Here is a 14,204-nt window from a genome sequence, read left to right as displayed (position 1 = left end):
AGACCTAGAGCCGAACGGTCGTCCGCGCCGGGCTCTCGGCACCTAAGGTGCCAGAGTCGGAAGAGATAAGAGCCGAGCCCATGCTCGGTTCATGCTGTCAGCCAATGGGTACGCCTTCACCAACCGTCTTGGTCGACCGAAGCCGCTGCAACGGCAAAAGAAAAAGGCAGGGTCTGCACCCTGCCTTTTCAAGCGAACAGCCGCCGGACATGGCCCGGCGCTACCGCTCACATTACAGCTGGATGCGCGCCACGCTCTCTTCCGAGCCCTTGGCATCCTTCTCGCCGTTCTTGATGCTCACGAACAGCACGTTGTTCTTCGCATCCAGCGCCAGGCTGTTCGGGTGGGTCGGCACCGCATAGGTGGCCACCTTCTTGTAGCTGGCGCTGTCATAGGCGGTCACCGTGCCGCCTTCGCGGTTGGTCACGTACAGGCGCTTGCGCGGTGCATCCAGCAGGATGCCCAGCGGGCCGGCATCGGTGGGGATGCTCGCCAGTTCCTTGCCGGTGCTGCGGTCGAGCACCAGCACGCGCTGGCCCGGGTGCTTGCTGACGAAGCCCTCGCTGCTCTTGGTCACGTAGTTGCGGATCATCTCCGAGCCCTGGTCGGTCACGAACAGGCGCTTGCCGTCCGGGTCCAGCGCGATGTTCATCGGCTGCTCGGCGGCGATCTTGTGCTGGGCCACCACCTTCTTCGAATCGGTGCCCACCACCACCAGGTCGGCCAGCAGGTTGCTGGTGTAGACGCGCTTGTTGGCCGCATCCAGCGCCAGGCCCGGTGCCTTGGCCTTGCCCAGGCCCGGGATGGTGTCGATCAGCTTCAGCGTGGTGGTATCCACCACGAACAGCACGCTGCCCTCGCCGGAATGGCCGGTGACGTACAGACGGTTGGCGGCGCTGTCGACCACCAGCTCACGCAGGTCATGGGTGTAGCCGGCCTTGCCGTCCTTGCCCACCTTCTTTTCCATCAGCTGCACGGTGCCGATGGCCTTGTTGTTGGCGGTGTCGACCACGGTCACCGAGGTGTCCACGGTGTTGCCCACGTACAGGCGGTTGTGCGCGTCATCCAGCACCACGCCGAAGCCCTTGCGCTCCAGCGGAATGCGGGCCTGCACGGCCAGCGTGGCCGGGTCCAGGCGCAGCACCTGGGCCGGGCCGGCGTTGTCGCCGAAGCCACCGGACGAGGCCACGAACACGGCGTTCTGGGTGGGGCTGTAGGCCAGCTCGTACAGGCCCTGGGCGATGGCCTGGCGCTGCACCGAGGTGCTGGCCGCGGTTGCAGCGGTCGCGTTATCGGCAAATGCCGCCGGGGCGCCGACGCTGAGCGAGATGGCAACGGCCAGTGCGGCCGAGCGGAAAACGGAAAGACGGGGCATGCGAGCATCCTTGAAAGGGCACGGGAGGGTGTCCTGGCTCGCTGGGCCGTTCTGCGACGGCCCGCCCCGCACCTGTCTGCGCGGGGTGGGCTGGCTGGGTTGCGGGGCAATGGTAGCAGCTGGGGGCTGTTGCGTCCGCCCACGCGTGCGTGGCGGCTGCCCGCGTTATTGCTCCTTCAGCCGTAGCGAATCGGCCACATCCGTCTGCGCTGCCACCTCGGTAGGGATGCTGGCGCGGCGATGCGCAGGGTCGTCACGGTCGCCCTGCACGATGAAGATGCTCTCGGCCGCATGCGCATCGCGGGTCGATCGGCTCAACAGCACGTGGTCCACACGCGAGAGATTGTTCTGCTTGGCCAGCACCAGCAGGCTGGCGCTGATGCGCTGGCTGCTGTCATCGAACGTGCGGCCATGCGCGGCATCCAACTCGGCCACCTTCTGGATCAGCTGCGCGAACAGCCGGTGGTCCGGATGCGAGGGATCCAGCAGCGTGCCGGCCACTTCCATCGGGCTCGGCGGCGGCTCGCCTTCAGCGCGGTCGCCCTGGCGGTGATGCTCGGCCTCCCGCTCGGGCATCGGGTGATGGCTTTCGGCATTCAGATCGCTGTCGGGAAACGGTGCCGCAATGCACTGGATTTCCGGCAGGTTGAACAGCACCGCGAACTCGCCCAGATCACTACCGCCATCCAGCGGCGTGGGCAGCGGGTGCAGGCCCGCGTAGTTCAGCGCGGCCCAGACGAAGTCGCTGCAACGGTTGATGGTGGCCGGGCGGTCGACATCAAATTCAAACTCGGCCGGTTCCTCGGCGAAGTCACGCAGGCAGCCGTAATGCTCGGCGGTGATTTCGAGGGTGCGGCTGTAATACGGGTCCACGTGCTCGTCCGCATCGTCGTGGCGCACCTGGGCGTACTGCACGCCCTTCGCGGTTTCACCGGGTGGCAGCCGCGGCGGCGCGAAGCCGTAGCTGTGGGTGTCCTCGCCCTCGGCAACCTGCAGATACATCTGCCCGCGCGGGGAGATGCCTCCGCTCTTCAGCGGGGTGCCCGGCGCAGCCAGGAAAACGGTCACCGTGTAGCGTGTTGCCTGCTCCATGCGTGCTCAGCCTTGTTGGGTACTGCGGTTCTGGCTGGATGATGGCATAGGTGGGTTGAGGGGCAGGTGGAGAGGCCGGCGTGGCCCGAGGCGGCTTGCTGAATGTGTGAACCAAGGAGCATTAATGGCCGCCGCCTGCCCACCCGAACGAACTCAAACGGTTGCCGCGTATAGTTGTCGGGTCGCTGTCGACACAGCTTCCATCGATGGCCCGCAATTACCAGATGGCACCACGCGCTCCTTCTTACGCTTGCCTTGGGCACCCACGCTTCCGCAGCCGTCGCAGAGCCGCAGTTATCGGTGGACACCTTCATCCACGCCAGCGATAACCCTGGCAACGCGCCGCAGCAGCCGCCTGCCACGGTCCATGCGCCACCGCCGCGCACGCCCCCTGACAGCGTATGGGACAAACCTGTAGAGGTCGTGGTGATCGCCGACGTAGCGAGCACCGGGCACGTTGCGGCCGTAAACGTCGTCACCTCCAGCCGGCAGCGGGAGATCGACCGGGCAGCGCTTGAAGCGGTAAGGCAATGGCAGTTTGAGCCCACGCGTGTGGATGGTGAGGCGGTACCGGTCCGGGTTCGCATGCGGGTTAGGTTTGCCCGGCACTGAAGTCGGCTTCAGGCGACGGGCGTCCAGCAGTACTCAGCGCCACATCCAGCTTCCTCAGCCTTCTTGTGAACTGCGCCTATGGCCGGATGACGGCATTGGTTCACTTAGGAGATCGCCAGCACGTGGTACTGCGACACCCAACGTCGCAGCGTCAATCAAAATGAGGCTGTATGGAACGATCTGAGGCAGGGACGCCTCGCCCTTTGGACTGAAGAGGAAGCGTGATGTTCAAGATCATTGGTGCCGCCGTCGTTTACGGATTCGCGCTCTATGGGCTGGGTCACTGGCTGACCGAAATGCAGGATTCACGCAGTGCCGACTACGAATCGCGCTGAGAACCACCATCTGATGACTGCGACTGCAGGAATCGGCAAGCGTTCACGTTGATGTCGACAAAGTCGTCCCACGACATGACCGTTGCATAGTGAAGCTGGAACTGCTGATCGACCCGACAGATGTCGGGTCGATCGTCGTATATCCCGCACTCTCTGGCCACCTCGCAGTAATGCCGGCATACGCCGTCACCGCGATCCAGATATCGCGTCTGCGCTGCCATGTGAACCTGCCGGCAACACAGACCGCAACCCGTGCAGGGGAACGGTGAAGTCACGTCTTTGCCAGCCCGGACAACCAAGCCCGTGTGGTCGCTGCATTGCCGACCTGGAACGGAAGTTCAATACCTCGGCGCTCGATCTCGATTGCCAGCACCAGCGAACGCTCGAACTCTGCGTTGCATGCTGTCAGGTCCGCGGCAAACGCCACCATCGCGCAAGGGTCTACATTCAACTCAAGCGCGGCCAGTTCCATCAGGTAAGTATCGAGCCGTCGATTGGCCTCAACCAGGTCAGCCAAGGTCTGAACGTGGGCGCTCCGTGCCATGAAGTCCCACAGCTTCGCGGCCAGCGGGCTATGCAGAAGCGTCCAGGTCAACCCTAGCGTCACAACGCCGCTGATCAGCGCCGCGACGAACGAGGTCAGAGGGCCACCCACGACGGGGGTCGCTGCCAACGGCCCAAGCTGAGCCAGTACCAGAGAGGCTGCAACGGCACCGGCGCCAACGGTCAACGCCGCGAGGGCTTCCCGCTTCTGATCAACATCCCCCAATTTGCCAGGGTTGATGCACATGATCTTGATGGACTTGACCAGGGCCCCCCACATCTCGCGGATGATCTTGGCCGCATTCTTTGCAGAGCGAGCGAAGATGTTGATGACCGTGGTCGTGATACTGGCAGCAACGCCACCAAGGAACGCGTCACCAAACTCAGTGATGAAGTCACGGAACCGCCGCTGCACTCTCCGCCAGATACCGTGCAGCAGTGCGCTCACTCTGCGGAGAAAGCGCTCAAACGTGAAACTGCGCTTCAAGCCCTTGAGTGCAGACGGCAGCTTTGCTCGCAGCTCAAACCATACTTCGCTCGCAATCAAGCCCAGAACCTGCCTCAATCCCATGCGCAGCCCAACGTTCGCAGACGCATAAGCCGTACTCTTGAGGAAACGACTCCCGGTGTAGTACGCGATATTTACTTCACGCTCGTACTTCTCACGCGCTTCCTCATCACGCTTCCGCATTCCATCGTGGTCAATCTCCTTCAATGTCTCCGTCCGCTTCTCCACTTTGGCGATGCCTGCTTCCAGGGTGCGCGCCTGATGCTGCTGCTCAGGAGTATCGCGCGGCATTGTGGCAAGCTCACGCTTCCAGGAAGCGATCTTCAGTTCATTGCTCTTGATTGTATTGGTGACATCTACAAGAAAGGCATCAACTGGCTTCGCGCCCTTGGACGCGTTGATGGTTTCATGGGTGGACTGCAGGTTGCTCGAGCGATTGGCAAGCTCCACACCATCGAGGCCCGCCAGCACCCTACCTGCATCATGGTGCACCTCTTTGGCCGCGATGACGTGGTCCAACGCGCGTTTGTCATCGGCCCGCATGGTCGTTCCGCGATACGGGTCGTTCAACTCTCCAGCCAGGTGACTCGCTTTATCCGAAGCGCCCTGTCGTTTGTAGTTGGAATGCGTGTGATACGCGGTCGAATCGTAGTCGCCCCGTTCGTCGTACCGCTGCTTCTCAGCATCGGAGGCGTAATGCCCCTGGCGTGCATTGTGAATGGTGTCCACGTCCCCGCCCTGTTTGTCCTGTAGCAGCAGGAAGTCGAGGCCGAAACTGGTGACCAAACTGTTGACGACCGTCTTTTCCAACTGGGGCATCCAGTCGAAGTCGTGGTCTGCATAAGATCTGTGCATGGCGCCATCCAGACAGGCGAAGGTATGAGGTGGCGGATGGAGCGCATCCGCCACAATGGAATTACTGAACGTTGAAGCGCATGGCGCTGTTTCGGCCTTCGGCCAGTGCAGCGTCAACCCCAGTGTCATTCAGGATCATCGAGCCATCCGCATCGGTTTCCATCTGCGGAACGCCATCAGAGCTGACGACCACGTCGCCGTCCTTCATCTTCACCTTGAACAGCGGCGTGGAGATGATGTCCGTCAGGATCGCCGCGACGGCATAGCCATTGCCAATCGCAAGCATGATCTCGTCTTCAAACTTCGCCAGCTCTTCATCGACGTTGCGACCCAGTCGCTTGAGGCTACTGATGAGGCCATCCATGCCCTCAAGAGTGTCGAGGTAGCGCTCAAAGCTGACGCGGATTTCCTCAAGGGCAGCCTTGACCTTGCGCGCGCAGATCTCGGTCTTAGCCAGTGATGCCGAAGCTGCCTCAAGCTTGCGCACGGCATTGTCGGCCTCAATGCTGGCCTGCTTGGCATTCTGCAAGGCCTTTTCGCCGTGGCTGTCATACGCCCAGCCGGCAATGGCCAGGATTGGCGCCGCTACAGCCGCCCCGAGGATTGCCGTACCACCCGCAATCCCCAGACCACCAGCAGCCAGAGACCCACCGCCGATTGCAGCCAAGGTAGCGTTGGTTGCAGCAACGCCAGCCAAGCTGGAAATGGCAGTGCCCGTAGACGCTGCAGCGAAGGTCATGACGCCGCCGTACACGGCAAATCCGGCGGCGACGCCACCCGCTCCTGCACCGGCAATGCTGCCCAGAACGCCAACGGCCGAGTAGGCGTAGGCCTCGATTTTCTGCAAGGTATGGCGCGGCAGCTTGACCTCAAGCTTCAGCTCGCGACTCTGGTTCAACTGCTGCAGAAGTGCCGCCGACAGCGTGGAGAAGCGCTCAAACTCCTTGCCGATGCTGAGCTCAATGTTACCGAGCGACTCAAGCGAATCGAGGGTCTTCTTCTCCTGACGATCGAACTGGTCGCGACGAACCTGGTATCGCGCCCGCGCTGCATCGGCGATGTCGTCCGACTCACTGTGCTTCTTGTACCCGTCGTAAGCCTTCTTTGCGCCGACAGATGCGGCCGCAGCGACGCCGAGACCGATGAGAATTGGGATGGGCATGTCCGTATTTCCTGGCAGTGTTGATGTTGGGTGGTACAGCGAAAACTAAAGTCAGCTAGCTGCCGGCTGGCAGGTATGACGCGGCGGCGTCCCGCACGCGCAGTGCGATTCGGTTGCGCAGCGTTTCGGGTTCGATCACGCGAATGCGGTCCGCTTGAGCAAGAATCCAAGCGACCATCTCCTGGTCATCACGCACATCCACACGCAAGCGCTGCCAGTCGGTGCCCTCCACAGCCTGCAGCTGCTGCTCGGGCCCCAAGGGCGTCTCCGCGAGGGCCCAGGCAAGCTGGGGGTGGACGTCAGCGTGTAGCGTTGCCGCCCCGTCCCCGATTCGGGGGCTGAAAGCAGCAGACTTGAGATAGACGTCCATGTCGAATCCACGATCGTCTGCCCGTTCCTCCAGGACTTCGACCCCGAGAATCCGGTGAAGGGCGTAGTGGCGGAAGTCGTCAAAGCGTTCCACGCGGGCAATCAAGTAGCTCGTTGCACCTCGGGACGCAAGGCCCCCTGGGTGAAGCGTCAAGTCAATTGGCTGACCTTTTGCGCGGCTGAGGTATTGCACCTGCAGCACTTGGCCGGAGAGCAGCCCGGTCGCAACTCTATCCCAAGTCTCGGGAGAAACCTGAGCAGGCAACAGTGCTTTCACCGGCGGCACGACCCTGACGCGTCGTGACCATTGCGACAGGCCGTTGTGATCCATCGCCTGCAGAAGGGCCCGTGACTCGTTGAAGTGCGGCTCCAGAAGGTCGAGGACGGTTGGCGGGAGCATGTGGCGAAGATGTTCCTCGGCCATGTTCATTGCCAGCGCCGCAGCAGGGCTTATGGAAGGAACGGTGGTCTGAGCGCCTGCCGCGAAGGACCAACGATAGGGACGCAGGCGCCTTACGGCCTCGTCGCTGTCTTCAGAGCTGCAGACCAGCTGAAAGAGCGTGCTGAGCTTTCCCGTGAGGTCACGCTGCAGGGAGCGCAGGTTGATATCGAAGCCCTCGGCCCACAGAGCGTCGCGCAACTCCACCGTCGAAATGCTGCGCGGATGACGGGGAATCAGCCGGAGCAGGACGAGATTCCGTGCGAGCGGATCCTTGATTGCGCGTTGGGTCATCGGTTCGTACTGGGCCCGACTTGAGTCGATGCCCCCTGTGGGGAGTGGGAATAGCCTGCGGGTAGCACGCGACAAACGGTGTCGCCTGACGCCGATCAGATCGACGAAGCTGAGGATTCCGCAAGTAATGCTTAGTGAGAGACGCGGGGCTCATGAAAGGGGACGCCACGCAGGGGCGTCCGCTGCAGCACCGGCAGGCAGCAATAGAGATGCGTTGGCCATTGCGGCGCAGATATGCGCTCCCACGCAAAAGCGCTTCCCGAAACTGGAAATGTCCCTTCCATGCACAGCCCCCCTGTGGGCCATTCCATTTTCGCTAGAGTTTACGTCAACAATGCTTCTGGATGAGCAACTCGGAACTAGGAATATTTGCAACCTCCGAGAACTTTGGTCGCAGCTAAAGATCCTGCTTGCGGCGCCGATATGGCGCACCGGTCACTCCAGTCGTTGCCCGCACCTATGGACGTGAGCGGCGCGCCCGCGTCGGCGAGAAGCAAGGTGCTGCCTTTGTGACTCGCTCACGTAGCGCAGCACCCACCAGATTCTCGCTGTCATACTCTGGCAGGATCTCGCCATGTAACTGCGAGCGCAGTGTCTGCCACCTGGACTGCAGGACGGCCCACTGGCGCTCATCGTACGTGCCTTGAAACACCACGGGTAGAACCCGGATTCGCGGCATCTCCCCAGCCACCTCGCGCCTTGCTATCGCCTTTGCAAGCAGCTGTTGCCACAGGCTGCCCATTCGGTCCACCCGGCCAATCTGCTGTTCGACCACGGCCGGATTCCATTCCAGATGCAGCAGCACCACGGTGCGGCAGGCGAGGTGCAGATTCAAGCCTTCGCGCCCAACCTGCGACTGGGCAATCAGCACCCGAGGGTTCGCGGTCTCGCGATTGAAGGCCAGCTGCAGCAACCGGCGGCTACCTGCCGCCGTACCGCCATTCATCTGGCGCGCGAACGTACCGTGCTGGTGGGAATAATCGTCGCGGAGCTGTTCAAATGTTGCGCTCCATGCCTTTTCTCCAAGAGAGAACTCATCCGTTTCCGAATCAGAGTCGTCATTCAGCGGATCCAGATTTGCCGCGGCATGCATGAGCTCAGCAAAGGCATCAGCTAATTCTCTGGCGGACACGTCCTCGACGTTACCGCCCAGATGCTCATCCAATGCGCGCGCCACCACAGCCAGCATTCCAGTGCTGGAAGATGCGTCGTCATCCGCAGCACATTCATCCCCCAGCATCTTCAGCGGCACAGCAAAGCGCGCCCTCAGCAGTGGCGACAGAGTGGCAACTCCCTTCTTGAGCTCACCCAGCAGGCTGCTTCGAAAGCGCTGCCGACTATTCTCCAAGTCCCTGTATCCTCGCTGCAACTTCTGGTCAATTGCCTCCAGATCAGCCTCGCATTGGTAGAGCTGCCTGTGCGCCACCTGCACCGCCGCGCGATCATTGGCATGGACAAGACTCTGTGCCCACGGTTCCCCGTCGGCCAGAGCACGCAACATCGCTCGAGCATTGAGCAGATGCTCCAACGCATGCATCGGCGCGCGGTAGTGACCGAACACCAGCACTTTCTCATGCTTGGCCACGGCCTCAATTGCCTCAACAGCCGCCAGCAAGGCGGGATGGGTATAGGCGGCCCCACCTTCCGGGGCCGCCTGGCTCACCGCATTTTGTAGAACCTTCTTCCACCAATCGGCACGTGCACTTCGCTTTGCTCGGGTGTTGTCGTCGTCAAGCTCTGAAGACAGGGCTTCCGAGTTCAACGGCTCATTATCTTTTGCAGCATCAATGAGGCCACTGATGCCGTGACCGTTCCCCACGGTGAGGCGTTGCCGCTTTGCCGTGCTGTCAGAGACTCGGGTTGAGGTGAATGACAACGCTTCAGCCGCGCACACCGCGCGCATCCACGGCAGCGACATGGTCGCTGGGTCCATCACCACCTTGATCGGACGGATCTCCCGATAGTCCTGTCCAGCGGGTCCGACATGCTTCAAGAAGCTCTGAACAGATGCATCCTCTCGCTTGTCGCGGCGCAGCAGGTAGGGATCGAGCGCGCTGCGATAGGCCTCGGCGGCGGCAAGGTATGCCTGCTCATGGCCTTCGTTCAGAGGCGCCCTACGCAGGGTCTGTACGCTGGCTACATACTGATTGATGACGTCCATGGGCGGGCTGCCAACACCGATGCGCTGCAGGCTCTGCTTCCATTGCGATGCATCAAGCTCGACCGGGGTAGCCGTCATGGCGAGGCAGCGCGCAGACCTGCTACGCAGCAGAACGTTGTTCAGCAGCGAAGACAACAGGCTGTCCTCGCTGCGACTCTTGTGTGCCTCATCAACAATCACCAGATCGAACGCACCCAAGCCCACCCCGCTCACTCGATCCAGATTCGTGCGGAAAGCCGCCTGTTTGGAGTATGTCCCACCATTGGTCGTGCGAACCCATACATCGTGGTCCTTGGCGACATTTTTCAGCACCGTCCGAGCGGACGAGCCTGAACCGTTCCGCCTGAGGCTTGCAACGATCGCATCGGCAGCGCGGCATACCCATGCGAAGTGCTGATGCTTTGCTTGTGTAGCACTGAATGGCCCATGGCCTCGGGGCTTGGCTCCATGTCGTTCCTCACTGTAGCGGGCCAGTGTTTCTGGCAGCAGGCTCCACCGGTAGGAAGAGTCCTGGCTTGAACTCCACCGATTGAAGCTATGCGACAACAGCAGCAGCGGCTCCTGTAGCCAGCCCCCCTGGCCTCCGTGCTCATCCCAGCCACGCAGGAACTGCCAATAGCTTCGCAGCAGCGCCGGAGGCTGTGGCACAGCCAACGCGAACTCCCGTCGCCACTGCTCATCCAAGCCAGGGGGCGCCACAACAACCACTCGTCCCCCGGCGGCAATAACGCACTGCGCCAATGCGACGGCGATCCGGGTTTTTCCCATTCCCACTTCGTCGGCAAGAATTGCGCCATTGTTCCGCAGGCGTACGCACAACGAGCGCAACGCATCGCGCTGTCCATCAATGAGCGCCAACCTCTTTCCCGCTTCCGAATCGGGACTGTCGAGGAGGATCTCGGCCTGCCGGGCCACTTCGTCCCAGTCCATCATTCTGCGCTTCATGCCAGTCCCTCCAGCGGAGCCAGCCCACGGGTTCCCCACGCATCAGCCACCGCGTCAAGCGCGGCCTCGTAGCGCAACCCCTGCTCGCTATCGCCGCTTTCGGCATAGCTGGGACGGAAAGGCGCCGCGTAGAGTGGTGACAGTGGATCCAACCCCAGGGCCACAAACTGCGCAACTACTTGGCTTTGGCTGGTCTGGCACAAGGTCTGCTGGAGCCTCTGGCACCAGCGTGCCCATTCGGCGGAGTGCATCTTTACCTGGCGCCCAGCGATACGTTCCAACAAACCCATCATCTGGCGAATGGCGCTGTCGTCGCCGCCCGTGGCTGGTGTGGCCGGGGTGCGCGGCGCTCCTTTTTTCTTCTCGTTTGCGGGGGGCGGATCGCCCAGCCCATCCTCGTCATCATCCCCTTCCGGGTCGAGCATGTCAGGGAAGGCAAGCAACTGGCTTTCAGCATGATCCAGACTCAGCGCAGCCAGTGGCACGGCCGCAACCCGGCCATCAGCATCCACCACAGGAATCATCGCCTCACGTGTGAGGTCGGCTTCACTCCAGCGTATGCGCACCATCCGCGGCATCTGACCAGTCCATGCGAAACCACCCGCCACGCGCGTGCAGGAGTTGCCATCCTCATCAATCAACTCAATGGCCACCGCCACGTCATCGTCCTGCGGCGGCAACTGCAGGCTGCCATCGCCCTTGCACTGAAGGAAGGCCACAGGTGGTGCGAAGTGTTCGCCCGCCGGCGGCTGCCACGGCTCGCCGGCCGACAGCCCGGGGGCATCTGCATCCATCCGCGCGCCAGCGATAGGCAGCGCGTCCTGTAGGTCAAGAGCCAGCTTTGAGCGCCCGCCCCAGCTCGCCTCGCTGGCAAACAGAACCATGCCGGCCTCGGCATTACCCCCTTCCGGAGACATGCGCAACATCATTCCGGCAGGTGTCAGATTGCCAGAGCCCAGATATACCCATGCATGCGAGAAATGGGAGCCACTCCGATCCTTACGTGCAGCTGCCATGAACTTTGCGTGTAACGCCCGCCGCTCGTAGCCCTCACCCAGCGCACTGGAGACCTGCGCCGCGTGCACGGTCATGGGATGTTGCGCGTGCACCTCCAGGTGCGCAATCGAGTGCGCAATGGCCTGGCAAGCGAATGGATTCACATGCAGTTCTACGCGTGCACTCGGGCTAAGCAACTGCTCATCTTTCAATCGTTCTACGATTTTCAGGGGCACGCTGGCGCACGCGAATGCACCGTTCCCGCCGATGGGTCTGACAGCCTCGAAGAAGCCCGAGCCCATCACCAGGCGGGTTGCCTTGGGCTTGTCGTGAGCAGCAACCGCGTTGACGATGCTGTCGAACAGACTGCTCGATCGGTTGTGAATGAACCGCGGCGTGTATCCGTCTTTTGGGATCTTCCTGGACGAGCAGCTGCTTATCCAGCCCGCCAACGTCGACGCGGCGTTACCGGCGTACATGGGCGGCGGGGCTTCCAGCAGTCGCGCGTCATGCAGGTCGATCAGCCAGCGCAGCCATTGGCGCGCAGCGGAGATGTCCATGCACTCTTGAGCAAGCGCGGGCCCCAACGACTCGCTGTCAACGTCCACCAGACAGGCGAGGTCCAGGCTCTCCTCTGCGGTCTGGCGGGTCCAGTTGCCGGTTGAGACAATCAACCGCACGTGCCACTTGCTCACATCGGTCCGGTGGCGGAACCCAAGCAGTGCAACCTTGGCGTGGAGCAGCCTGAATGGAAGGGCGTTCCTGCTCTCACTTCGTAGTGCCAGATGGGTCAGTCCGGGCACGGCGGTCGGCAGCAGCGCCGGCTGCCTTGGGTCCAGCATGAGCGCAAGGCGCACTTCGCCGCTGGCTTCACGTTGGGGCTTGCTCTGGCCGGTAAAGCGGAATGCCGCTTCGTTGAGGAAGCTGGCGTCGGCAGAGTAGCCACAGATCCAGCCGAATTCGCCTGTATGACCGTCAGGTGCCTCGAAGTGCTTCAGCAGCGAGGGACGTGGGGGTATTTTCTTGCTCACTGTGCCTCCGCCTGGTTCTGCTTCCGGGATGCGATCAGCGCACCCAGCTTGGCGTCAAGATCAAGCCGCAACAGGTAGAGGTTCTCGATGCGGTAGGACACGCCCATGGGCAGTGGCAATCCATTGCGACCGGTCTTGGCAACATCTTCATCAGCGCCCTGCTCGCCCTTCTCCACTGCCGGCGGGTGGCCACTGTAGGCTGGACCGGGGCGAGCACAGTCGTCCACCAAACACAGAACCTGATCGTCACGTTGCAGCAGCACGCGCAGGACACTGGCATCTGCGGCCACGCACGCGCTGCAGAAACGGTTGGCGTCTTCGTCATGATGCTTGAGCGAAAGAAACGCCGCTGCGATTGCCGCCAAGACGTGCAACGCCTGCTTCACTTCGCCTCGTAATGGTTCGTCCATCGACATGGAACGACGCTTCCGCGATTCCAAATCGCGCTCAACCGCATCCAGCACGGCCACTGCAGCATCGCGTACTTCGATGAGCTTGGCGCCAGCGCGGAGGTCCTGCCAGTGCTGGGCATCCAACTCTTCGGGCCCGATCGAGTTGGCCAGTGATTCAAAACTGGTGGGCTTATTGTGCAGCCGGCCCACCCATTGCCAGGCCGCTCGCCTGCGCTCCCGCCCTTGATCGTCAAGCGATGCCCCCTGCAGCAAGGCGCTGCGCAGCTGGCTCCGGGCATCCTTGTCCAATGCCCTCAGGGGGTTGAGCGCTTCCACGAAGCCTTCGCTCTTCCAGCTGAGCTCGCTACCCCTGACCCAGTAGCACAGGTGGTCGATCAGATCGTTCTGGCCAACCGTGATATGCCCGATGCTGGATTCCAGGAACGCGTCAGCATCCACCCCCCGCCTGAACCCGCTGAAACGAGCACTGTCAGAGGTTGCCAGACCCAGCGAGGGCAAGGCCTGAGCGGTTGACATGCGCATGGGCTGTGAAACGTAGTATCTGGACTGACTCGCACGCTGGAAGGTCGGCGCCGTTCCATCGCGTGAGAGCTTGTTACGCCCCCGCATGCGCCAGTCTTCGCTCCACTTGTTCGTGCGATAGCCGACGCTACAGGCCACGGCTTCAATGGCATTGGCGACTTGAATGTGTGTCTGGTTGACGTTCCATACCTTGAGCCGTTCAACCACAGCCATTGCCAATACGTTGTAAAGCACCTGCCGGCCATACCAAACGCCACCTAGGCCCGGCACGGCCAGCTCATTGAACCGGCGTACGGCCCGGCCGAGCCCTAGCGTGCGGGTACGGCGATTGCTGGGCACTCTGTCGGGGCCAAGCAGGCCCCAAGTACTTCCTGTCTTCATTCGTTCGTCCTTGAATCTGCAGGTCACGTGGCATCACGCTACGTTATCGGATTGCCGCGTCAGTTCTTGAGCGCCCCAGCCACGAACGCCAGGCCTGCTTGCCACCGGCCATCGCGAGGCCGGCACTAATGTCTGCCTACTCGTCCAGGTGCAATCCGCCCCGCATGACAC

At 62.0% G+C, this 14,204-nt stretch carries 10 protein-coding genes; 2 read left to right on the top strand and 8 right to left on the bottom strand.

Translation table 11 applies throughout. The features are described 5' to 3' along the window. Positions 1 to 232 precede the first annotated feature (232 nt). Positions 233 to 1,375 carry a YncE family protein gene (locus NQ204_RS13750; protein WP_256644165.1) on the bottom strand — a complete coding sequence of 381 codons (1,143 nt, stop codon included), beginning with the start codon at positions 1,373 to 1,375 and terminating at the stop codon, positions 233 to 235. A gap of 165 nt (positions 1,376 to 1,540) precedes the next feature. Further along, a complete protein-coding gene (locus tag NQ204_RS13745; RefSeq protein ID WP_256644164.1) occupies positions 1,541 to 2,467 on the bottom strand; it encodes an XVIPCD domain-containing protein in 927 nt (308 codons plus the stop codon). Positions 2,468 to 2,767: 300 nt separating this feature from the next. On the opposite strand from NQ204_RS13745, the gene NQ204_RS13740 reads away from it, so the two are divergent. Then, the gene (locus NQ204_RS13740; protein WP_256644163.1) at positions 2,768 to 3,079 is read left to right on the top strand and encodes an energy transducer TonB; all 312 of its coding nucleotides are present in this window, start codon (positions 2,768 to 2,770) and stop codon (positions 3,077 to 3,079) included. A 424-nt stretch (positions 3,080 to 3,503) separates the two neighbouring features. Continuing rightward, positions 3,504 to 3,683: a hypothetical protein gene (locus NQ204_RS13735; RefSeq protein WP_256644162.1), complete on the top strand. Its 180-nt coding sequence runs from the start codon at positions 3,504 to 3,506 to the stop codon at positions 3,681 to 3,683. Positions 3,684 to 3,685: 2 nt separating this feature from the next. On the opposite strand, the gene NQ204_RS13730 is transcribed toward NQ204_RS13735, so the two are convergent. From NQ204_RS13730 to NQ204_RS13705, 6 genes are all read right to left on the bottom strand, one after another. Continuing rightward, positions 3,686 to 5,320 (bottom strand): hypothetical protein, encoded by a 1,635-nt coding sequence (locus tag NQ204_RS13730; RefSeq protein ID WP_256644161.1) that lies wholly within the window; start codon positions 5,318 to 5,320, stop codon positions 3,686 to 3,688. Between the two features lie 61 nt (positions 5,321 to 5,381). Beyond that, on the bottom strand, positions 5,382 to 6,482 hold the full coding sequence (locus NQ204_RS13725; RefSeq protein ID WP_256644160.1) for a hypothetical protein: 1,101 nt from the start codon (positions 6,480 to 6,482) through the stop codon (positions 5,382 to 5,384). Positions 6,483 to 6,537: 55 nt separating this feature from the next. After that, the gene (locus NQ204_RS13720) at positions 6,538 to 7,584 is read right to left on the bottom strand and encodes a helix-turn-helix transcriptional regulator (protein WP_256644159.1); all 1,047 of its coding nucleotides are present in this window, start codon (positions 7,582 to 7,584) and stop codon (positions 6,538 to 6,540) included. 457 nt (positions 7,585 to 8,041) lie between these two features. Continuing rightward, the gene (locus tag NQ204_RS13715) at positions 8,042 to 10,690 is read right to left on the bottom strand and encodes a DEAD/DEAH box helicase (RefSeq protein WP_256644158.1); all 2,649 of its coding nucleotides are present in this window, start codon (positions 10,688 to 10,690) and stop codon (positions 8,042 to 8,044) included. Beyond that, entirely contained in the window at positions 10,687 to 12,717 is a 2,031-nt protein-coding gene (locus NQ204_RS13710; protein WP_256644157.1) for a hypothetical protein, read from the bottom strand. Before NQ204_RS13710 ends, NQ204_RS13715 begins: the two co-directional genes overlap by 4 nt. Beyond that, entirely contained in the window at positions 12,714 to 14,033 is a 1,320-nt protein-coding gene (locus NQ204_RS13705) for a hypothetical protein (RefSeq protein ID WP_256644156.1), read from the bottom strand. Before NQ204_RS13705 ends, NQ204_RS13710 begins: the two co-directional genes overlap by 4 nt. Positions 14,034 to 14,204: the final 171 nt, after the last annotated feature.

The sequence above is a fragment of the Stenotrophomonas testudinis genome (assembly GCF_024499815.1).
GTDB lineage: Bacteria > Pseudomonadota > Gammaproteobacteria > Xanthomonadales > Xanthomonadaceae > Stenotrophomonas.
The sequence above is the reverse complement of the archived record's forward strand: the minus strand, read 5'-3'. Positions and strand labels throughout refer to the sequence as shown.

Coding starts and splice junctions, on each gene's coding strand:
- NQ204_RS13745 (WP_256644164.1), bottom strand. CDS start 2,467: ATGGAGCAGGCAACACGCTACACGGTGACCGTTTTCCTGGCTGCGCCG.
- NQ204_RS13720 (WP_256644159.1), bottom strand. CDS start 7,584: ATGACCCAACGCGCAATCAAGGATCCGCTCGCACGGAATCTCGTCCTG.
- NQ204_RS13730 (WP_256644161.1), bottom strand. CDS start 5,320: ATGCACAGATCTTATGCAGACCACGACTTCGACTGGATGCCCCAGTTG.
- NQ204_RS13715 (WP_256644158.1), bottom strand. CDS start 10,690: ATGAAGCGCAGAATGATGGACTGGGACGAAGTGGCCCGGCAGGCCGAG.
- NQ204_RS13725 (WP_256644160.1), bottom strand. CDS start 6,482: ATGCCCATCCCAATTCTCATCGGTCTCGGCGTCGCTGCGGCCGCATCT.
- NQ204_RS13750 (WP_256644165.1), bottom strand. CDS start 1,375: ATGCCCCGTCTTTCCGTTTTCCGCTCGGCCGCACTGGCCGTTGCCATC.
- NQ204_RS13705 (WP_256644156.1), bottom strand. CDS start 14,033: ATGAAGACAGGAAGTACTTGGGGCCTGCTTGGCCCCGACAGAGTGCCC.